The 20,368-nt window shown below is 53.4% G+C and carries 17 protein-coding genes and 1 CRISPR repeat array; of the genes, 12 read left to right on the top strand and 5 right to left on the bottom strand.

What is annotated here, in order from left to right:
• Window positions 1-34 precede the first annotated feature (34 nt).
• Entirely contained in the window at window positions 35-835 is an 801-nt protein-coding gene (locus J7J49_RS21545) for a GntR family transcriptional regulator (protein ID WP_240488181.1), read from the bottom strand.
• Between the two features lie 307 nt (window positions 836-1,142).
• Here J7J49_RS21545 and pabB point away from each other — a divergent pair, with 307 nt between their 5' ends.
• The gene (gene pabB, locus J7J49_RS21550; RefSeq protein WP_215095651.1) at window positions 1,143-2,498 is read left to right on the top strand and encodes an aminodeoxychorismate synthase component I; all 1,356 of its coding nucleotides are present in this window, start codon (window positions 1,143-1,145) and stop codon (window positions 2,496-2,498) included.
• Window positions 2,499-2,643: 145 nt separating this feature from the next.
• A complete protein-coding gene (locus J7J49_RS21555) occupies window positions 2,644-3,264 on the top strand; it encodes a phosphoadenosine phosphosulfate reductase domain-containing protein (RefSeq protein WP_215095571.1) in 621 nt (206 codons plus the stop codon).
• Window positions 3,265-3,273: 9 nt separating this feature from the next.
• Here the strand turns inward: J7J49_RS21555 and cysB are convergent, their stop codons facing one another.
• The gene (gene cysB / locus J7J49_RS21560; protein ID WP_215095573.1) at window positions 3,274-4,248 is read right to left on the bottom strand and encodes an HTH-type transcriptional regulator CysB; all 975 of its coding nucleotides are present in this window, start codon (window positions 4,246-4,248) and stop codon (window positions 3,274-3,276) included.
• Between the two features lie 500 nt (window positions 4,249-4,748).
• Between cysB and trxA the strand changes: the two genes are divergently transcribed.
• Window positions 4,749-5,072, top strand: coding sequence for a thioredoxin (gene trxA, locus J7J49_RS21565; protein ID WP_064233632.1), 324 nt, complete (start codon window positions 4,749-4,751; stop codon window positions 5,070-5,072).
• Window positions 5,073-5,176: 104 nt separating this feature from the next.
• On the opposite strand, the gene J7J49_RS21570 is transcribed toward trxA, so the two are convergent.
• The gene (locus J7J49_RS21570) at window positions 5,177-6,274 is read right to left on the bottom strand and encodes an AI-2E family transporter (RefSeq protein ID WP_215095575.1); all 1,098 of its coding nucleotides are present in this window, start codon (window positions 6,272-6,274) and stop codon (window positions 5,177-5,179) included.
• 218 nt (window positions 6,275-6,492) lie between these two features.
• On the opposite strand from J7J49_RS21570, the gene J7J49_RS21575 reads away from it, so the two are divergent.
• Window positions 6,493-7,341 carry an SIMPL domain-containing protein gene (locus J7J49_RS21575; RefSeq protein WP_215095577.1) on the top strand — a complete coding sequence of 283 codons (849 nt, stop codon included), beginning with the start codon at window positions 6,493-6,495 and terminating at the stop codon, window positions 7,339-7,341.
• Here J7J49_RS21575 and serS read toward each other — a convergent pair.
• Both serS and J7J49_RS21585 read right to left on the bottom strand, forming a co-directional pair.
• Window positions 7,286-8,563 (bottom strand): serine--tRNA ligase, encoded by a 1,278-nt coding sequence (gene serS, locus J7J49_RS21580; RefSeq protein ID WP_215095579.1) that lies wholly within the window; start codon window positions 8,561-8,563, stop codon window positions 7,286-7,288. The genes J7J49_RS21575 and serS overlap by 56 nt on opposite strands.
• A gap of 126 nt (window positions 8,564-8,689) precedes the next feature.
• Entirely contained in the window at window positions 8,690-11,479 is a 2,790-nt protein-coding gene (locus tag J7J49_RS21585; protein WP_215095581.1) for a P-loop NTPase family protein, read from the bottom strand.
• A gap of 329 nt (window positions 11,480-11,808) precedes the next feature.
• Here J7J49_RS21585 and J7J49_RS21590 point away from each other — a divergent pair, with 329 nt between their 5' ends.
• The 8 genes from J7J49_RS21590 (at window position 11,809) to J7J49_RS21625 (ending at window position 20,367) form a co-directional block, all read left to right on the top strand.
• Window positions 11,809-12,954, top strand: a complete 1,146-nt coding sequence (locus tag J7J49_RS21590; RefSeq protein WP_215095582.1) for a type I-F CRISPR-associated protein Csy1 — start codon at window positions 11,809-11,811, stop codon at window positions 12,952-12,954.
• The gene (locus tag J7J49_RS21595) at window positions 12,951-13,835 is read left to right on the top strand and encodes a type I-F CRISPR-associated protein Csy2 (protein ID WP_215095584.1); all 885 of its coding nucleotides are present in this window, start codon (window positions 12,951-12,953) and stop codon (window positions 13,833-13,835) included. Before J7J49_RS21590 ends, J7J49_RS21595 begins: the two co-directional genes overlap by 4 nt.
• Before the next feature lie 35 nt (window positions 13,836-13,870).
• Window positions 13,871-14,902, top strand: coding sequence for a type I-F CRISPR-associated protein Csy3 (csy3, locus tag J7J49_RS21600; RefSeq protein WP_215095586.1), 1,032 nt, complete (start codon window positions 13,871-13,873; stop codon window positions 14,900-14,902).
• A gap of 4 nt (window positions 14,903-14,906) precedes the next feature.
• On the top strand, window positions 14,907-15,464 hold the full coding sequence (locus tag J7J49_RS21605; RefSeq protein WP_215095588.1) for a type I-F CRISPR-associated endoribonuclease Cas6/Csy4: 558 nt from the start codon (window positions 14,907-14,909) through the stop codon (window positions 15,462-15,464).
• A 139-nt stretch (window positions 15,465-15,603) separates the two neighbouring features.
• Window positions 15,604-17,370: a CRISPR direct-repeat array (repeat unit 28 nt; unit sequence GTTCACCGCCGAGCAGGCGGCTTAGAAA).
• A 128-nt stretch (window positions 17,371-17,498) separates the two neighbouring features.
• Window positions 17,499-17,783 carry a type II toxin-antitoxin system RelB/DinJ family antitoxin gene (locus J7J49_RS21610; RefSeq protein WP_215095590.1) on the top strand — a complete coding sequence of 95 codons (285 nt, stop codon included), beginning with the start codon at window positions 17,499-17,501 and terminating at the stop codon, window positions 17,781-17,783.
• Entirely contained in the window at window positions 17,780-18,058 is a 279-nt protein-coding gene (locus J7J49_RS21615; RefSeq protein WP_215095593.1) for a type II toxin-antitoxin system RelE/ParE family toxin, read from the top strand. The genes J7J49_RS21610 and J7J49_RS21615 overlap by 4 nt, the downstream gene beginning before the upstream one ends.
• 303 nt (window positions 18,059-18,361) lie before the next feature.
• On the top strand, window positions 18,362-19,609 hold the full coding sequence (locus J7J49_RS21620; protein ID WP_215095595.1) for a dicarboxylate/amino acid:cation symporter: 1,248 nt from the start codon (window positions 18,362-18,364) through the stop codon (window positions 19,607-19,609).
• Window positions 19,610-19,776: 167 nt separating this feature from the next.
• On the top strand, window positions 19,777-20,367 hold the full coding sequence (locus J7J49_RS21625) for a DUF4202 domain-containing protein (protein WP_215095597.1): 591 nt from the start codon (window positions 19,777-19,779) through the stop codon (window positions 20,365-20,367).
• Window position 20,368 lies beyond the last annotated feature (1 nt).

Here is a 20,368-nt window from a genome sequence, read left to right on the forward strand (position 1 = left end):
GGGCGTTTCTCCTGTTGCTGATTTTAATTATGCTTTAGCTTTGCGATTTAGCGGCTGACTGTTCCAGGGCCGCGGCGTAACGATCTGCCACATTGGTGCGGGAGGCGCTGACATGGCGGCGCATTAGCAGCTCGGCCAGCTCCGCATCGCCCGCTTCTATGGCATCCACAATGCGGTGGTGCTCCACAAAAGCGCGCTGGGGCCGCGTACCACTGGCACTAAACTGAGTGCGGTAAAGGCGCACAAGGTAGTAAAGATCGTCGCAGAGTAGGTTCATGAGCATTTTGTTATGGCTGCCCTGGACGATGCAGTAGTGAAAATCGAGATCACCTTCGCGTTGGTAGTAAGCTTCACCACGCTTTAAATCCGCCTGGCCTTCGTGCAGCGCCAGCACATCTCGCAAGCCCTGAACCTCTTCCGGTGACATATGCTCAGCGGCCAGACGCGCCGCCATGCTTTCAAGGGCTTCACGCAGGTCAAACAGCTCTAGAAGCTCTTTCATCGAAAGCTTAACCACCCGTGCGCCCACATGAGGAACGCGCTCAATCAGGCGGTGGGCTTCCAAACGCCGCATCGCCTCGCGCAACGGCCCACGAGAGATACCGTAGGTTTTAGATAGCCCTGGCTCGGTGATTTTACTGCCGGGCGCAAGCTCGCCGCGCACAATGGCATCCTGTAGCTGATGAAATACCCGCTCGGCGAGCGTGCGAACCTCAGGCACGGTTGCTTCAGAAGCCGAGATTGCAGAAATTGCGTCTTCAGACTCATCGCTGTCGGATGCCACTTCAGCGGCTTTCAGTGAGCGAGATAGTGAGCTTGTAGCGAGTGTATCCATGGGAAATTGTCGACAATTGAAAAGTAAACAGACTCTAGCGCGTGATAATTAAACCGTCAACTAGCCATGTTAGCCGATTTTATACGCCTTTCGTTGTACGGACAGTGACAACAAAACACGGCCTGTCAACAATCAAACTATTATTGGTCATTCGTTATATGAATTGCGCTACTGGCAAATAGCGTTAGCGCTCTGCGAGATGGGAGTGCATAAGGTCGAACGTGAGAAAGGCGTCGAAGCCCTGTGCTGGTGTCATCGTCTACGCCACTCTAAAATGGCCCGCCCTAACTGGCCAGGCGTTTGCTTAATGATCAAGGCGTTGACGATAACTGCCCTGCCCTATTCACCCGACCCATTGGGGATATTCGCCTGCCTGCGTGCCAGGCCCGGCGCGGTGCTACTCGATAGTGGTCGCCCTGTCGCCACCGGTCGATTTGATATCATCAGTAGCGACCCGCTTGCTACGCTGGAAGTTGGTCATTATGGCGAAGCGAGTATCGCGTCGGATCAGCTTAGCCCGCCGGCGCATTTGGTCAACGATGCCTTTGCCCTTCAGCAGTGGCTACTGGATCAACTGGATATCCCTGATAAAATCAGCGAACTCCCTTTCCTAGGCGGCCTAATAGGTTACTGGGGCTACGATCTTGGTCGTAAAACCTTATCCATCCCAAGCGGTCAGACGAGCCCAGTCACACTACCCCAAGCCCGTTTAGGGCTTTACGACTGGTGCATCACACTGGATCACATGGCTCAGCAGGCGTGGTTAATCGCCACCTCGCAGCGTCGTGAGCAAGTGGAGAGCTGGCTTACCCAGACGCCAGTGCCGCCCAGCCCATTCGCAGTAACTGATGCCTTCAAAGCAGAACTTAGCCATGCCGAGTACGTCGAGCGCTTTAACGCCGTGCAGCGCTATATTCGGGCGGGTGACTGCTACCAAATCAATTTGGCTCAGCGCTTTTATGCCGATTACCAAGGGGATGAGTGGCAGGCATACCTACAGTTACGCAAAGCAACCCCCACGCCCTATTCAGGTTTTATGGCCTGGGGCGATAAGGCCGTACTGTCACTTTCGCCCGAGCGGTTTATTCAGTGCCGCAACGGCGAGGTCGAAACACGGCCGATAAAAGGTACCCGCCCGCGAGGCACGACGCTTGAAGAAGATCAGGCGCTGGCTGAACAGTTAATGAGCAGCACTAAAGATCGCGCTGAGAATGTGATGATTGTCGACCTACTGCGCAATGACCTGGGCCGTGTCTGTCAGCCAGGCTCCATTCGCGTTCCGCAACTATGTCGCTTGGAGAGCTACCCTAACGTGCACCACTTGGTTAGCGTGGTGCAGGGAACGCTGGCCAGCCACTACACACCACTGGCACTGCTTAAGGCGGCCTTTCCCGGCGGCTCAATTACCGGCGCACCCAAAATTCGCGCGATGCAGATCATTGAGGAGCTGGAGCCCTGCCAGCGCAGCGTTTACTGCGGCAGCTTAGGCTATGTGGATGTACGCGGCAGCATGGACACCTCCATCGCTATTCGTACTATGGTGGCCGAGGCAGGAAGAGTGCATGTATGGGGCGGCGGAGGCTTAGTAGCAGACTCCCAGGCGGAGGAAGAGTACACCGAGACGCTGGATAAAATCCGTCACCTAATTGGCGCTTTGGAATAAGCAGCGCGAGCTCTATATCAAAAAGGAATATAAAAGCCAAACTAAACGGTATTGGGGTTCGCTGCCTCCTGTTTGGTAGCCTAGTCAGCATTATTTAACTTTCGATATTTAATTCTCGATATTTAATTCCCGATTAGGAGGCAGCATGTCCTCAGAGCTTGCAGCGATTAACAGAGATTTCGCAAATAACCCCCAAGGATTAGTCGAGTGGGCGCTGGCCCAGGGCGCGCGGCCTATTTGCACCACCAACTTTCGACCCTTTGAGGCAGTGATTTTGCATATGGTCACCCAGGTGCGCCCGGATATTCCCATTGTCTGGATGGACAGCGGCTACAATACTGAGGCGACCTATCAGTTTGCTGACGAGGTCATTAAACAGCTCAATCTCAATCTGGTGAGCTTTATTCCCCAGCGCACCCGCGCCCACCGTGAAGCGTTGGAAGGCCCTATGCCCGGTATCGACGACCCACGCCACGCGGCCTTTACTCAGGAAGTCAAAATTGAGCCTTTTGAACGCGCGCTGCGTGAAATGCAGCCCGACGTATGGTTTACCGCGCTGCGCGCTGAAGACACCCCTGAGCGGGCCAAAATGCAGCCGGTTAGCCGCAACAGCGATGGCCTATTGAAAGTGGCTCCGCTGCTGCAGTGGAGTGCTAAAGATATGTACCAGTACCTACAGGCTCATAATCTGCCCAACAACTTCGACTACTTCGACCCCACCAAAGTGGAAGAGAAGCGCGAGTGCGGATTGCATTTACAGCATTAACCCCGCCACTTAATATTCGGGCAGGTCTAAGCCATCGAACAGCGTCTGTTCGTGACGCGGGCCTGCCATTAGCGCTTCCTCTACCCGGTCACGGGTTAAGTGAGGCGCAAAACGCTCCAAGAAATCATACATATAGCCGCGCATAAAAGTGCCACGACGAATACCAATCTTGGTGGTGGAACTCGCAAATAAATGGCTAGCATCGAGCGCTACCAAATCATTATCAAGCGCCTCATCCACGGCCATATGCGCCACAATGCCAACTCCCATGCCCAACCGTACGTAGGTTTTGATCACGTCAGCATCAGCGGCAGTCAGCACCACATTGGGCGTTAGGCCTTTGGCCTTAAAAGCGTCGTCTAACTGCGAGCGGCCAGTAAATCCAAACACATAGGTCACCAACGGGTGTTCAGCGAGCGCTTCTAAGGTTAGCGGGCCGTTATGCGTCGCCAAAGGATGCCCCTTAGGCACCAGTACACAGCGGTTCCAGCGATAGCACGGCAGCAGCACTAAATCGGTAAACAGTTCTAACGACTCGGTCGCGATGGCGAAATCGGCTTGCCCTTCGCTGACCATCTGCGCGATCTGCTTGGGCGTACCCTGCTGCATATGCAGGGCCACATCCGGATATTTCAGAGTAAATTCGCTGATAATGGGTGGCAGCGCGTAGCGAGCCTGGGTATGAGTTGTGGCAATGGCCAGGCTACCGCGGCGCTCATCGCTATGCTCCTGAGACACCTGCTTGATGTTTTCTGTCAGACGCAACACCTGCCCGGCCAGGTCGATAATCGACTGCCCGGCCGGCGTAACCCGAGTCAGGTGCTTACCGCTGCGGGCAAAAATCTCGACGCCAAGTTCATCTTCCAACAAACGTATCTGCTTGGAAATCCCTGGCTGTGAGGTAAATAGACTTTGCGCTGTGGCTGAGACGTTTAGGTTATGTCGATTGACTTCCCAGATATAGCGTAGCTGCTGTAGCTTCATATCCTCACCTTATTTATTCTCTAAACAGATCTATGTAGGCCGTACCTATCGACAAACTCTTTCCACAAGCTCTATCAACTAGCTCTATCAACAAGCTCATTCGATAAACTTTATCAACAAACCTTATCAACACACCCTATCAACAAACCCTTTCAAAAAACCTTGTCAGCCCATTCAATCAACACCCCAAGCGCTGCTATTCATCGCGTCTGGGAGGTTGCGCTGTCGATTCGACACTCTACAGCACCATATAGAATAAAAAACATCATAATAATATCTTTATATTATAAAAAAAATGCCCTACCAGCACTCATTAATTTCTGCTATTTAGTTAACTCACTATGCAGGAAATTTGCCAGCAACCTCCGCGCCCGCTAACATCTGCCCACGCTTATCGCGATAGACATGAGGCGTGGTGAACGAGCGCCAATTGATCGCGTAATGACCGTTGCTCCATTTGAGGCAACGAAACAGTAAGAGCAACGCAAACGGAGAAGCAAATGGCTAATAATGTTGATGTCACCAACGCCAATTTTGAGCAAGAAGTCCTCAACGCTGACCAGCCTGTGCTAATGAAATTCTGGGCGCCGTGGTGTGGCCCGTGCAAAGTGATGGCCCCTGTCGTTGATGAAGTGGCTTCCGAGCGTCAAGATAGCCTGAAAGTCGTTAGCGTCAATGTCGACGACGCACCTGAAATTGCTGCCGAACAGGGCGTGCGCGGTGTACCTACCGTCATGCTGTTTAAGTCCGGTACCAAAGTCGCTTCACTGGTTGGCGCGCAGTCTAAATCACAACTGACGCAGTTCATCGAACAAAATGCTTGATGAATGCAGCTAGCAAATACAACTACCGCCGACACTGTCGGCGGTAGTCTTTTCACAACTCTTTACCTTAACTTTCAGCTATCTGAACTTCAGCCACCTTCACTTTAGCGCTTCCACGGCGGCAGACTAGCATCACTTGCGTGACCATCTTTAACGCGACGCTTTCCCGGCCCTAACAGCCGCGCGATCCAACGCGTTTCTGGGTGACTATCCAAGGCTATTTTCAGCGTCATTGTCAGCATCACTGAAAGCAGCATCCCCGCCGCCCCAAAGATCCACCCCCATACCACTAGTGATAAAAACGCCACAAAGGTAGATAGCCCAAGCGCCTGCCCCATTACCCGTGGCTCAATCAAATTTCCAAGCAAAAAGTTGATCACCAGATAGGCGGAAGCCAACAGCATCGCCTGAAATGCGCCACCATCCGGCGCAATCAGTAACAACAGTACCGGCGGTATCGCTGCCAGCGCTGAGCCAATATTGGGAATAAAATTTAGCGCAAACGCTAACACCCCCCACAGCAACGCAAACTCTACGCCAATAATCAGGCAAGAGAGCCAAACCAATATTCCCGTAACAAGGCTAATAGCTGTTTTCACGGCCAAATAACGCTTCAACGTTAAACTAAATTCGCTAAAGCGTTTCAAGCTGGGTGCAGGGTTTTCCAATGCTCGAGAGACCTTGTCACGCACATTGAGTGTTTCAAACAACATGAAGATGACCAGCAGCCCAACAATAATGCTCTGCATGAAGAGGTTGCCAAGCTGGCTCAATAGCGCGGGCATCCAGGAGCCTTCGTCCTCCCCTTCGAAAAGCGAGTTGATCTGATCAGGATTAATCGCCAGCCCCCGCGAAGACAGTGCATTAAGCAAATTCCAATACTGTTCGTAAAGCCGCGACTCAATATCGGGCAAGGCAGTTACAAAGGTACTGAAACTATTGACCACCAACAGGCCAATCAGCGATATAAAACCTAGCAACACCATTAAGGTCAGGAATGCCGATACCCTCATGCTCAGGCCACACCGATTTAGCCACTGCACAGGTGAGGTGCACACTACTGCGATAAAAATCGCCAGTAACAGTGGCACCAATAAGTCCGCGCCTACCTTCATGCCCGCAATAATCACTACCAGCGCGGCGAGGGCCAAGGTGGCATGGAGCGGAACGCTGCGGTAATTTTCATCCGACAATTTCGACATAACCTATCCCTAGTTTGTTGTCCATATATAATGGCTGTATTCGGCATATTGCACAAACCGTGCAAATAATAAGCAACTGTTTTACGTCCACTCTTCCGTGCTGAACTTTCTCTTCCTCTAGGCTTCCAAACTTCGTCTGCCCTAACTTCTTGAAACCGCTTTTTAAAATCGGGTATTAACCTAGCGGCACGATTGTCCGCTCATTAAGGAAGCCATCTATGAAAGCAATATCACCTATCTCTCAGCGGCTGCGCTCTCAATTTTTAGGCTACGGTCTGCTTGGCAGTGCCCTGTTGGCACTCCTTAGCGCGCCCTTAGCACACGCTTCACCGCCACCACAGCCCAGCCTACATGTTCAAGCGCAGTCATGGGTGGAGGTAGAGCCTGACAAAGCCACTTTAAATGCGCGACTATGGGAGAACACTCCCGCCCTTTCCACCTTGGAAGAGAGCGATAGTAGCGCACTTAGCGATGCCCGCGAGCGTTTAGAGACCCGCGCCAGCGAATTAATCGCACAGATGGAAGCCACCGGCCTTAAACGCAGCGCGATTAATGCGGGCTCGCTGAATGTCTATCCTGAACATGTTCAAGGACCACGCAACGACGACGGAGAGCATGAAACCCTTCAACGCACTCGCCTTGAGCGCCCAATCACCGTCGAACTCACCGACCTTGATCAGCTAAGCGAAGTATTAGACGCGCTAATAGCCGCCGGTGTTAACTCACTGGACGGTGTTCAATTTGACCTGCAAGACCGTGACGCCGCCACCGACGAGGCACTGGTTAAAGCACTTGAGAAAGCACAGCACAAAGCCAACTTAATGGCCGACAGTTTAGATGCCGAGCTGGGCCATGTGCAGCGCATTGAAGAGACCCAATCACCTATTTTCCAACCACGCATGATGGCGATGCGGGCAGAAAGCGATTCTGCTGCCAATCAATCGGGTGCCGCCAGTGATTACAGCCCCGGCACCATTCGCATAGATGCCGGGGTTAGCGTTGAATGGGCGCTTAAAGGGCCAGACGCTCCACGCCACCCAGGTAGCGACGTAGCGGCTCAGGAATAGTTACCGAGCCATCCGCCTGCTGGTGGTTCTCAAGCACCGCCAGCAGGCAACGACCGACCGCCAGCCCTGAACCGTTCAAGGTATGCAGCAACTGCGGCTTTTTAGCATCCGGATGGCGATAGCGTGCCTGCATGCGCCGGGCCTGAAAATCTTCGCAGTTAGAGACTGAAGAGATCTCACGATAGGTTTCCTGGCTGGGCAGCCACACTTCCAAATCGTAAGTTTTCGTCGCCCCAAAACCCATATCTCCAGTGCAGAGCGTTACCACTCGATACGGCAGATCCAGCGCCTGCAGGATCGCCTCCGCATGACCGCGCATCTCTTCCAACGCTGAATAGCTCTTCTCCGGTTCGACGATCTGAACCATTTCGACTTTATCGAACTGGTGCTGACGGATCATGCCGCGGGTATCGCGCCCGTGTGAACCCGCTTCAGAGCGGAAGCACGGCGTATGGGCGGTAAGCTTCATCGGCAGCGCTGCCTGGTCGACGATTTCATCGCGCACAAAGTTGGTCAGCGGCACTTCGGAAGTGGGAATCAGGTGGTATTCGCGCTCATCGTCCAACTTGAACAGATCTTCACCAAACTTCGGTAGCTGACCGGTGCCCATTAGCGACTCACGGTTGACCATATACGGTACATAGCACTCTTCGTAGCCGTGCTGCTCGGTTTGGGTATCCAGCATAAACTGCGCCAACGCCCGGTGCAGGCGCGCAATCGGCCCGCGCATGACCGCAAAGCGCGCGCCGGTGATTTTAGCCGCCAGCTCAAAATCGAGATAACCCGACTTCTTGCCCAAATCAACGTGATCCAACACCGTGAAATCAAACGCCCGCGGCGTGCCCCAGCGGTGCAGTTCAACGTTATCGTCTTCACTTTTGCCTTCCGGCACGCTCTCGTGGGGCAGGTTGGGAATACCGCTGATGGCGTCGTCCCACTCTTCCTGAACCTCGGCCAGTTCTTTCTTGGCTTTATCCAGGCGGTCGCCTAAATCGCTGACTTCGTCCAGCAGCGGCTGAATATCTTCACCGTTCGCCTTGGCCTTACCAATCGCTTTGGAGCGCATATTGCGCTCATTTTGCAGCTGCTCGGTTTGCGTTTGCAGCTCACGGCGACGCGACTCCAGCGCCTGCAGTCCCGCTTTATCAAGCACAAAGCCCCGGCGGGCCAGTTGATGAGCAACCGTGTCAAGATCACCGCGTAGCAGTTTCGGATCGAGCATGAATCCTGTCCCTTGGCCTGAAAACAATAAAAGCAACGCGCCAATGCGCGTGCGTAAAGGCAGCTATTGTAGGCAAAAGCGCGGCGGGGAGCCATGGGCGGTATTTCTTAATAGTACTACTGCATTTTAACGCTGCTTAACCGCCGCTCGAATTTTGATAGTCATTCCATCTTCAACGACAATACCGGCTTCTTCACACGCCTCCCATAACTGCTCAATGCGCCAGGAAAGCCAGCTGGATTCTCGCATATCGGAACGCCGCGGATTTTTTGGCATATAGCGAATAGTAAAGCCATCCCTTACAAGCTGCTCCCATTGCATTCCACCGCCCTCCCGAGGCAATACGCGCCAGTCTTCCAACTGATCATCTTGGCCACCACGCAGAGGATACTTGCCATAAAAAAGGCTGGTCATCCAAACACTTTCATAGCCTTTATCACGCCTAAGAACCTTCAAAGGTTCCCTAAGCACCTCTTGCTGGAGATATTGTTCACCCTCCACCAGCGGATGCTCTGTATCAAAGGCCATCCCCGCAGTGAGCTGCCCAAGCTTTTGCCAATTTAAAAGCAAGCCCAAATCGGGATAGGCGTCTTTTATATCAGGCCGTTTCCGAAAGCTTTTAGCGCCTTCCGGGCCTGGGCGAGTAAATACCACTCCCTCTTGATGGCTAATCGCCCGCATGTTGTATTGCAGTACCGCTATATTGGGCTGGCTGACTAACGTTCGACGATGACGATTGACGCGCCCAGCGGTCTGGACAATCGAATGTGACCCCGACGGCTCTATGATCGCCCAATCAAAATCATGGTCTCGACCTACCTCCTCAACTGGGGTAGCGACCACCACGAAACGTAATGAGCAAGCCTCCGTTTGTTTACAGATAGCTTGGATAACAGCGTCTTGTTCGATCGCCTGATTGCCTGCTTTCCGACACAGCAAGTTATCCAACGCTTTCTCTTTTAAATGCCGCTGCATCACAAAGTCCCGAGCATGATACAAGCACACGTACGTGTCCGGCATACGTTGCAATGCTTCCGCCACCTCGTTAGCCGTCTGTATATTGGCCACCCGAACCAAGCCAAAAGAGACCTTCTTATCGCTCTGCTTGAACGCCCACTGATGAGCGGAATGGAGTCGTTCAACACTCGTTTCTATTGCAGCAATAAAACCAGGAAACCCTTGTTGTCGGTTTACTGGCTGGAGTTCAGGAATCTTGGTTGTTGGGGCAGGTTGGGCACTCAGCTCATCTAGAGTACGCCGATAAAAATCTTGGAAGTTCGCACCAGGCGAAAGCCAGTGTGTCGATAGTGCATCGGTAAGCACCCCAACGCCATGTTCTGACTTTGGATCGTTGCACTCTGCCCACACCCGATGCCCGGCTTGATAGGCCTCAGCAATGGCGTGTGCAATGGGCCAGGGCAGTGTTGCCGATGAACAAATAACGTTGCGACCCAGTTGAGCCGCTACCTGAATGAGCCGCAAAATAGCTACCAAGCTCTCAGTATCGTAGCTATCGACTTCATCAAGAATCAGGTCACTATGCATCAAACGTAGGAAGGCGGCCGCATGATGCCCCTGTCGCCCCGGCTCTCCGGCCTGAACCAGGAAATCGACGGTTGATACCAGCACAGGGCTCGCCAGGATACGCCGCCACTCGGGGCGCTTATCGGTAATAGGTGCCAGCCAGTCAGGCAACTGCTCCGAACCGCCGTCTACTTTGAACTCAATATCGTCAAAAATATCTTCCTCGTTGCCCGCAAAGTGCTGAGAGTCGTCTGCGGTTTGCTCCGACTCATGCAACCTCGCGGTAACTTGGTCACCGATCACGGTCGCAACACTCTCGCACCCCAGCGCGAGGTCTCTCTTCAAGGCATCCCCCGTTTGTAGGGTCAAGGTTCGCAGGTTGAGCGCATAGGATATTCGTGGCTTGCCTAGCGCGGCAGCACAAGCTGCCTTCACGTTCATCACCGTCTTGCCCGCCCCCGTGCTGGCGACATTAAAAAGCAATAGCGGCGCACTGGTCGCTTGCCGTCGCTGTCGTATTGCCTCAACGGCTTCGTCTTGCCACGCAAAGCGCTCAGCAGACAACCCCCGCCCGGGTAAAAGAATGCTACGAACCTGCTCAAGGTTAAGCCCCGCCAATGACATCTGCAGCATGTTGCGGGCAATCTCGCCAGCCTTCTCCGCAACGGCAGTCAAATGACGTTCTAAAGGTTGATTGAAACCATGAGCTGGAGCTTCGGCATTTTTTGGCCAAGTATTAGCATAAAGCCCGGAAGAGCCAGGAGGAATAGCACGACGTTTCCCCTCATCGCCACTAATACCCATCAATATTGACGAAACGCCTTGATCGGCAAGAATCAGTGCAACGCGCGACAGCCATGCAAGACCATACCAATAGGGCTCAGCACGCTCCTCTGCGTCAGCGTTGGCACACAACGCCTTAAGCGCCTGCGTCAACGCCTGCGCAAATTCATCGCTGAGTGTCTTATCGGGACTAATAGGATAAGTAAAGTTGACCAGGTTAGCGGTTACGTGGCGAGTCGCATCCAGCCTAGCCAAAGAACGTGTTGTGCGGCTAAATGAAGGGCCAAGCAGCCGATGATGGGTGACGCAGACATAGAGCAAAACATCAGCGACACTGACTAAGCCATGTTGAAGAGGCGGCTTCTCGGCAAGCTTACTGGCCGTAAGGGCTCTCAGGGCCTCCTCCATAGAAGCACCTTTAAGCATCCGTTCCAGCACCTTCATCGATACCCATTCATGGCGCACGGGATCCGCTTCAACTCGGCAGCCGTTTGCAGCCCGCTGCAGTTTCTCAGCAAAGTAACTACCCGCTTTGCCAACATCATGCGCCTGACCGCTTGCCCCGGCGATCAGGCGCGCCAATTCCAGAGTAAAAACATCGCCTTGCATCCTACTCGTACTGTTAGCTTGCGTGCTTTTGCGCTTTGGTAATGGCACTGGAACTCCCGCTAATTTATTCGTTTTGCTATAGTTCGTTTTGGTATTGTTTCAAAGACGCCCTTCACCAGCAGGCTTAATCGACGCTGGTTTAGAAATTGTTGGTCTTATCCTAAAAAGCGTCCTTCACCGCCGAGCAGGCGGATTTGCTCCATCGCGGGTGCTTCCAGCACCCTCGCCAAGAAGATATCAGCAGCCGTAAAGACGGCATTGAGATTAATATTTTGCTTCCTTGTTAGTTTTATCCTAATTTAAAACATATTTCCTAATGAGACCAGCCTATGGCCAAGCCCACAACCTCCAAAGCACCTGAGTGGAAACCCTTTACCGAGGATCAGTACCGCGATGCTATCTTCCGCCTTGTGCATTTTTCTACCAAAACCATCAACTCCAATGCCAAAGCGGTGGGCATCCGGTTAAGCAAAGCCAACGCTCGCTCGCAGCCCTACGTATGCGCCTCGTCTGTACTCGCATCGGGTCACTCACTACCCTTGGATTACCTCACCAACTCTGGGCCTGCGGCCACTATCACCAAGCAGGTAGAACAGATTTTAGCCAATGACCTACCTGCTGCTATTGATCCCGAAGAAGTAACGGCGGTCAAACAAATGCACCAAGAAGCCAGCCAGGTGGCGTTTGAAACCGGCATGGGAAAAGTTTCACCCCGAGTACGGCAACTATTTCTACCTTGCGATGACGGCGACTATGTAACGATTACGCCCATCACCAGTAGCGGCCTGACAGCCATTGTACGTGAGCAAACGCGCGCCAATCTCGAACGTTGGCGTGAACACAAAGAGAGACAGGAACAACAACCCAACCCGACAGGCATCCGACGATTGCGTACTGCCTATCTGGGCTTCGGTGGCGATAATGCGCAAAACATTGGTCGACTGCCCAACCGTGGTTTTGTCCAATACCCACTTTTTTTCTCCGCCCCACGTATTGGAAAAGGCGTTCGGGAGCAATATCTAGCCGCCCATCGTGGCGTTTGGCCACTGCTTAACCCAATAATCATGCGTGAGATGCGCGACACGCTCATGCCTATAAAGCTTCGCGAAGGCGGTGAATTGCCATCCAACTTAAAAACCCGCGAACTAATTGACCAGTTTGTCAAACGCCTCATCAACAGCTTGTTGCAACGTGCCGAGTTGGCAAGCCAAGAAGCCTTGGAGATACTCTCTCCCGAAGCAGGTAGCGAGACAGGCCAACCCAGCGATATTGACTGGTCACACTTGCCGATTATTCAGCAAGGTCTGCTCTCTCCTGATGCAAGAAATCGTCACTGGCGGCAGGAACTGACCAACCAGCTCACCCAAGCTATTGATGACTACACCTACTCGGACGAAATTAAGCGAGGCCGCCTTAGTTTTAATGCTACCTGGCTAGATCGCATTAGTAAGCGCGTCGAGGAGCAACTGCTATGAGCTTCCTGCTACTCCCCCACCTGAAAGTACAATCGGCTAACGCACTGTCCTGCGGGTTTATCGTTAATGCCAGCCCGGTCATGGCGATCACTCAGTTTGTGCACAACCTCGTTGTTCGTCACCTGCAATGCGAAGTGCTTGGCGTCGCGATACGCCACCACCATGGCGAACATCAGGCACTCGAAGATGTTGCCTACGACGCCCTCCCGCACCAGCGCCGCAGCGCCCTACTGATCAACGAACAAGACTACGTCGGCAAAGGCAGCCAAGGGCCAACGCTTTCCGCTCAACCCACCGCTAGCTGTAACCTTGAGCTGTCATTGCTTATTGAATTCGAGGGGCTTGCGGATCAAGAAAGCCTGGAGCCCTTCTTACGTAAAGGACGACTTGCTGGTGGTCAGATCACTTCTTATCGGGAACCTATTTTTACCGACGATCTAGATCACGCGCTTCAACAGCTAGGTAAAAGCGGTTTCTGGTTGATTGAGCGCCCCGAGCTGATTGATGAAAAAGACCCGCTCGGTTCTATGTTTACCGCCCTAGAACACAGCGCCATTCCTGAAAAACAAGCCAAGGAGCTTAGGCAAAAATCACCTCCACTCGCTAACAAGCCCCTGCACGAAATTAGCAATACATGGGTAGTACCCACCGTTCTGGGATACCAGGCACTCACTGACTTTGTTGAGCGGGAAGGCGTTCGACTCAAAGAGCAACTCGACGGGACGCTGGAGAACTCCCTGCATGCTTACGCAGAACCACTGATCGGCATTATTCAGTACGTGTCCGCACGCGAATGGGGAGACGACCTGCCTTTCTGGCAGCAACACTGGCTCGACTCACAAACGTTTGTCGTGCAGTGCCACGCCACCACTACCGATTAATCTGTCTCAACTGTGATTAACAGAAGGAAATAATGATGCCTTTTAAAAAACTCCCTGGGGTGCTCTCACTCACGCGCGGCCTGATGATTACCGATGCCGTCTTTGAAAATCAATTAAAGGGAAGCCAGCGCTCGCCTGTCGAAGTGACTCGCCATGGTATTCGGGGCACTCAGAACATTGCCGAAAAATTTACCGAAGTCTCCAATATCCAACAAACCGAAACGGCCAAACTTGACCCCGAAGCGCAAGGCATGGTGGTGAGCTTTGGTATCAGCTTCCTTGATCTCAAGGATGTACTCTTTGCCTGTGCCAGCAGCAAAGGCGGAAAGGATGATGTTGCTGCCTACCGCTTAGCATTACAGGACTTTATCGAACGTGCCAAAACCTCTGATGGCCTGCAGGAGATAGGCCGCCGTTTTGCTCGCAATATCGCCAATGGCCGTTGGTTATGGCGCAACCGCCAACTGGCCGAAAGCATTGAAGTGACTGTAATGAAAGATGGTGAAAGCTGCGCCTCGTTTCAGGCACTCAACGTCCCCATCATCCATTTCAATGACTATACCGACGACGAGACGATGCTCGGCAGGCTGATTGCACAGAGTATAACGGGTGAATCCTCCTCACGATTAACCGTCGAAGCACGGATTGACTTCGGTATTAGCGGTGCCCTAGAAGTATTTCCTTCCCAAAACTACGTTGAGCGCAAGCCGGCAGGCTTTGCCCGCCCCCTCTACTATGTACGCAGCGGCGAAAGCCGTAAGCGCTCTAGCAACGCCGATGATCTGGATATCCGTGTGATGGGCCAAGCCGCTTTACGTGACCAGAAAGTCAGTAATGCACTGCGTACTTTTGATACGTGGTATCCCTCTTTTGCCGATCACGGCCAACCCATCGCCGTTGAACCCAACGGCGCTAATCTCGGCGCCCAGCGCTTCTTTCGTGAAGGCGCAGCCTCTGCGTTCAAAATTGCCCTTCGATTAGATGAGCTCGACCCCAACAGTGACGATGGCATGTTTATGGTCTCTGCACTGATGCGTGGCGGCGTGTATTCAGGATCCAAGGAGTAAGCCCATGCAGCCTAACTGGTTCTGTGATATCGAGGTGGGCTCAACACCCCTCCCACGCCCCATGGCCGCCTCAGCAATCGCCCGTGTTATGCATGGGGCCTTTCGCCAGCATCCAGGGCGCTATGCCCTGGCGATGCCCAGCCAAAAACGCCCGCCACATTCCGTATTGCGCGTCTTTGCCTCTACCCGTGATGAACTCGACACACTGATTGACGCTATCCGTGATGCAAAAGCACTGACAGAGCAGGCTGTTATTCATTACCCCCGGGCAGTGCCGGAAGATTACGATGGGTCGTGGAGCATCTATCAGCGATTCCGTATTCCGGCACGCCGTTCAGAGCGCATACCAGGCCGGTCGGTTCGGCTCAAGCGCGTTCAAGAGGCCAACGCAAATGAGCTCTCCTTCTTTCAAATGCAGAGCAACAGCAATGGAGGTCGGTTTCGGCTTTACTGGGAAGTAAAACCCCATTCGGACGGCATGTCTGAAAATAATGAGGCACACCCAGACTCCTGGGGACTTTCAACAACGACAAGCCCAATACCCTTACCAGACATCAGCTAGTCAATTTGACCCTTTTTTTCACAGACCTCTACTCATCTATACAAAACAATTACTTAGAGCATGTACAGAAAAAAGGGTCTTTTGCTCTTTAAAACTGCAAACATCTGATATTATTAAGAAAGACAGGGTTAAATCTCTAGTTCACCGCCGAGCAGGCGGCTTAGAAAGTACCGGCAGCCGAGGAAGAAGACCCGGAAGAGTTCACCGCCGAGCAGGCGGCTTAGAAAAAGTGTTGGGTCTGACACTGGCAGGCTATGACGTTCACCGCCGAGCAGGCGGCTTAGAAAATCTACTCCCGAGCAGGTGCGCGCTGCGCTGGGTTCACCGCCGAGCAGGCGGCTTAGAAAGATTACGTTCCCCGCGCCGGTGCCGACCTGGGGTTCACCGCCGAGCAGGCGGCTTAGAAATAGCCGGTAGGTCTGATTGTTCTCTCGCACAAGTTCACCGCCGAGCAGGCGGCTTAGAAATGCTTATCATCCGCCACCACGCCTCGATCTTCGTTCACCGCCGAGCAGGCGGCTTAGAAAGTATAGCGCTGTCCGTGGGGGCCGTGGCCTGGGTTCACCGCCGAGCAGGCGGCTTAGAAAAATGTAACGCTGCCCTACACGCCACTCTCAAGGTTCACCGCCGAGCAGGCGGCTTAGAAAACGGAAGGCGCGCTCTTCACTCATGCCGCACCGTTCACCGCCGAGCAGGCGGCTTAGAAATCAGCCGCTCGCTATTTGCGTGCCAATGTAACGTTCACCGCCGAGCAGGCGGCTTAGAAACTCTAGTTGTGCTTCGATTCCCATCTTTGTAAGTTCACCGCCGAGCAGGCGGCTTAGAAATTTCCGCCAGTCCTGTTCCTGCCGAGCGATGCGTTCACCGCCGAGCAGGCGGCTTAGAAAATTACATCGCGGCTTCTGGGTTCCAGCGGATGGTTCACCGCCGAGCAGGCGGCTTAGAAATGAACTCAGGCCTCCGACATGAGCAGTGATAGGTTCACCGCCGAGCAGGCGGCTTAGAAATGCCCCCAGTACAGCCGGTTTAGCGTTAGTACGTTCACCGCCGAGCAGGCGGCTTAGAAAACTGGCTTGATTCAGTTTATGCCCGCTACTGCGTTCACCGCCGAGCAGGCGGCTTAGAAATGATCCCTCAGCAACCGTTAGAACAAGAGCGAGTTCACCGCCGAGCAGGCGGCTTAGAAATTACCCATGCTCCACCTCCGCTAGCCGCTTTCGTTCACCGCCGAGCAGGCGGCTTAGAAATCCTTCGCTTCGATGAACGCCAGCGCATGCAAGTTCACCGCCGAGCAGGCGGCTTAGAAATCAGGAACGTGCTTCACTAAAGCAGGCTGCCAGTTCACCGCCGAGCAGGCGGCTTAGAAATACAGAAGGACGGTGCCAGCCAAGCGTTTCAGTTCACCGCCGAGCAGGCGGCTTAGAAAAGCAGGATATTTATGGCCAGCGAGAATATTTTGTTCACCGCCGAGCAGGCGGCTTAGAAAGACACGGTCGACCAGCTGGCCCATCTGCCCTGGTTCACCGCCGAGCAGGCGGCTTAGAAAATGCCGATATATCCTGCGTTGCTTCGGGCGCTGTTCACCGCCGAGCAGGCGGCTTAGAAAAAAATGCTAGGCATCAGCCGCCAAGGCTATTCGTTCACCGCCGAGCAGGCGGCTTAGAAAAATGTCAGTTTAAACGCCTCGCTGCTGACGAGGTTCACCGCCGAGCAGGCGGCTTAGAAAACCCGGAAGTGGGCCTGGAGGATTACCGGCGGGTTCACCGCCGAGCAGGCGGCTTAGAAATTGAAGTAGCCGATTAACTTGGTTATGTCTTCGTTCACCGCCGAGCAGGCGGCTTAGAAACAAAGCCGATCGCCGGGTTGGCCATAGGGGCAGTTCACCGCCGAGCAGGCGGCTTAGAAAGATAATCGTGCAGGCGATGCGTTGTGCGGCAAGTTCACTGCCGTGCATGTCAATCATCGCCCTGCGCTCATACAGCCAAACCTGTGCTAACATTTGTACACACGCGTAGATTTGAATAGGAAATCACTATGGACACCAGAATACAGTTTCGTGTTGATGAAGAAACAAAACGCTTAAGCCAACAAATGGCTGAGAGCCAAGGGCGCACATTGAGCGATGCCTGCCGGGAATTCACTGAGCAGTTGGCTGAGCAACAGCGCAAGGTGTTATCTCACGATGCATGGTTGACACAGCAAGTTAACCAGGCGTTTGAAAAACTTAATGAGGGAAAAGCTTCCTTTATTGATCATGAAAGCGCGAAAGCACAGATGACTGAACGCAAAGCTAAAATCCGTCACCGAGCTAAACCATGATTTTTTGGGAAGAAAAATCGCTTAATGATCGGGAGGTAATCTTCGAGTTTCTTCACGACTTTAACCCATTAGTGGCTGAAAAAACTGATAGCCTTATTGAAATTAAAGCGGAAAACCTACTTGAGCAACCGCTGATGGGCGTTCAAAGAGATGGTATTCCAGGTAGACTGCTTATCATCCCTGATATCTCGATACTTATTTCCTACTGGGTCGATGGCCCCACTATTCGCATCATGCGAGTGCTTCATCAGAAACAGAAATTTCCAAGTGAGTGATCGACTCAACGAGACTGCAGATAGGTATATTTCTAGCGTATAAGTAGGCGCTATCCTCTATTGATCACTATGGCGAGAAGCGTGCCCTTCACCACGCTGCGCCTCAACTCCCCATTTTAATAGCTACGCTTTAAGACCCATGGCCAACCGCTAACTAAGCAGAATGTACGGATCTGCCGCATGCGCTATGACTGCTCTGCATAACCACCCCCGCCCATTAGTCAAAAGTGATAGAGTGCCCGCCGATTCCACTAGCGAATCGCTTAATAATAGATTTTCCCACTTTTTGACAGGAGAAAGGCAGTGCAGGAAACAGCACAGCAAGGAACGTTTGCTTGGTGGCGACGAATCGCCCTTTGGAAGAAGATTCTCGCGGGTTTGGCGTTGGGTATTTTGACAGGCGCGCTGCTGGGTGATACCGCCAGCGTGTTTAAGCCACTTGGCGATATTTTTATTAACGCCATTATGATGCTGATTGTGCCGCTGGTGTTTTCCACCCTGGTGGTGGGCATTACCTCCATGCGAGACCCGCAAAAAATGGGCCGGATTGGCGCACGCACAATCACGCTCTACCTGATCACTACCGCCTTTGCTATTTCCATCGGTCTGGTACTTTCCACCCTGTTGCAACCGGGCGTGGGCGTTGAATTAAGCTTCGATTCTGAGGTGGCCGCTAGTGAAGCGCCATCACTGGTCTCTATCCTGGTTAACTTAGTGCCGCGCAACCCGCTGGACGCCCTGGCCAACGGCAACATTATGCAGATCATTGTGTTTGCCATTGGCCTGGGTATTTCGCTAACGCTGATTGGCGATAAAGGCGAGCCGGTGATGAAGGTCTTCGATAGCTTTGCCGAGGCGATGTACAAGCTCACTGGCATCGTGATGGCCTTCGCCCCGTTCGGCGTCTTTGGCTTAATCGCCCACGTCTCCGGCCAGTACGGCTTAGAGATACTGCTACCACTGGCCAAGCTGATTGGCGTGGCGTACCTGGCCAGTATTCTCCACGTGCTAGTGATCTACTCAGGTTTTATCTCGCTACTTGGGCGGCTTAACCCCATGCGTTATTTGCAAGGCAGCCTGGACGCTATTGTGGTGGCGTTCTCGTCCGCCTCTTCTGCGGGCACCCTGCCGGTCTCTATCCGCTGTGCGCAGAAGAACCTGGGCGTTTCTGAAGGGGTTTCCGGGTTTGTGCTGCCTGTAGGCGCCACCATCAACATGGATGGCACCGCGCTTTACCAGGGCGTGGTGGTGCTGTTTATTGCCCAAATGACTGGCACCGATTTAAGCATGATGGATTATGGCATGATTGTCGCCACCGGCACGCTGGCTTCCATTGGCACCGCGGGCGTACCGGGCGCAGGCTTGATTATGCTCTCGATTGTCATGGCGCAAGTCGGTCTACCGCTGGAAGCCATCGCGGTGGTCGCGGGGATTGATCGTATCCTGGATATGGCACGCACCAGCGTCAACGTCGCCGGCGATTTAATGGTGACGACCCTGGTGGGTAAAAGCGAGGGCGAACTTAACGAAGAAATCTACAACCGTCGCTAACGCTAGAATTTAAGCGTGTGAATAGGCGCCTGCTGTGAGCAGTAAATAGCAGCAGGCGCTGCAACCCTCCTTGATAACCTCTTCTCCTAATACAGCAGTTGTGATTCGCGCGGTTTCTCGGCAACCTAGTCGTTATTGTCGACCACTTTTAGCCGAGCAACGCTGCCATGCCTACCGCTTTTGATCAAACGCTTGCCGCCATCGATGCCCTGCATGGCGAGGATCCACGTTCCACAACGCTTGCCGATGGCACATCCATGCCCCAGGAACTGGCCTATGCCCAGCGCATGAGCGGCTGGTTAGACCGCGTACATGACGCCCCAGATGAAGTGCTTCGATTAGCCGTTCGCGCCCAACACTTACAGCGCTGGCTGGTGCCGCGGGAGGAGTACCCAGAAGGGCGTGTGGGTTATCTAACCTGGCGGCGCGATCAGGGCAAGCGCGCTGGAGATACCACCGCCCAGTTGATGCGGGAGGCTGGCTACAGTGACGAAGACGCCAACCGAGCCAAAACAATGATTGGCAAAAAAGGCTTGGGCCGCGACCCCGACGTGCAGGCGCTGGAAGATTGTGCCTGTCTGGTGTTTCTAGAGAACTACTTTGCCGACTTCTCGCGCAAGATTGAGCACGACCATATGGTACGTATTGTGCAGATGACCTGGCGCAAAATGTCGCCCCGCGCCCACGAACTCGCCTTGAAACTCCCCATGTCGGACGCCTCATTAGCGCTGGTAAAGGAAGCGCTGGGTGCGGAATAAA

This window comes from Halomonas sp. ISL-56, from assembly GCF_018612805.1.
Lineage (GTDB): Bacteria > Pseudomonadota > Gammaproteobacteria > Pseudomonadales > Halomonadaceae > Vreelandella.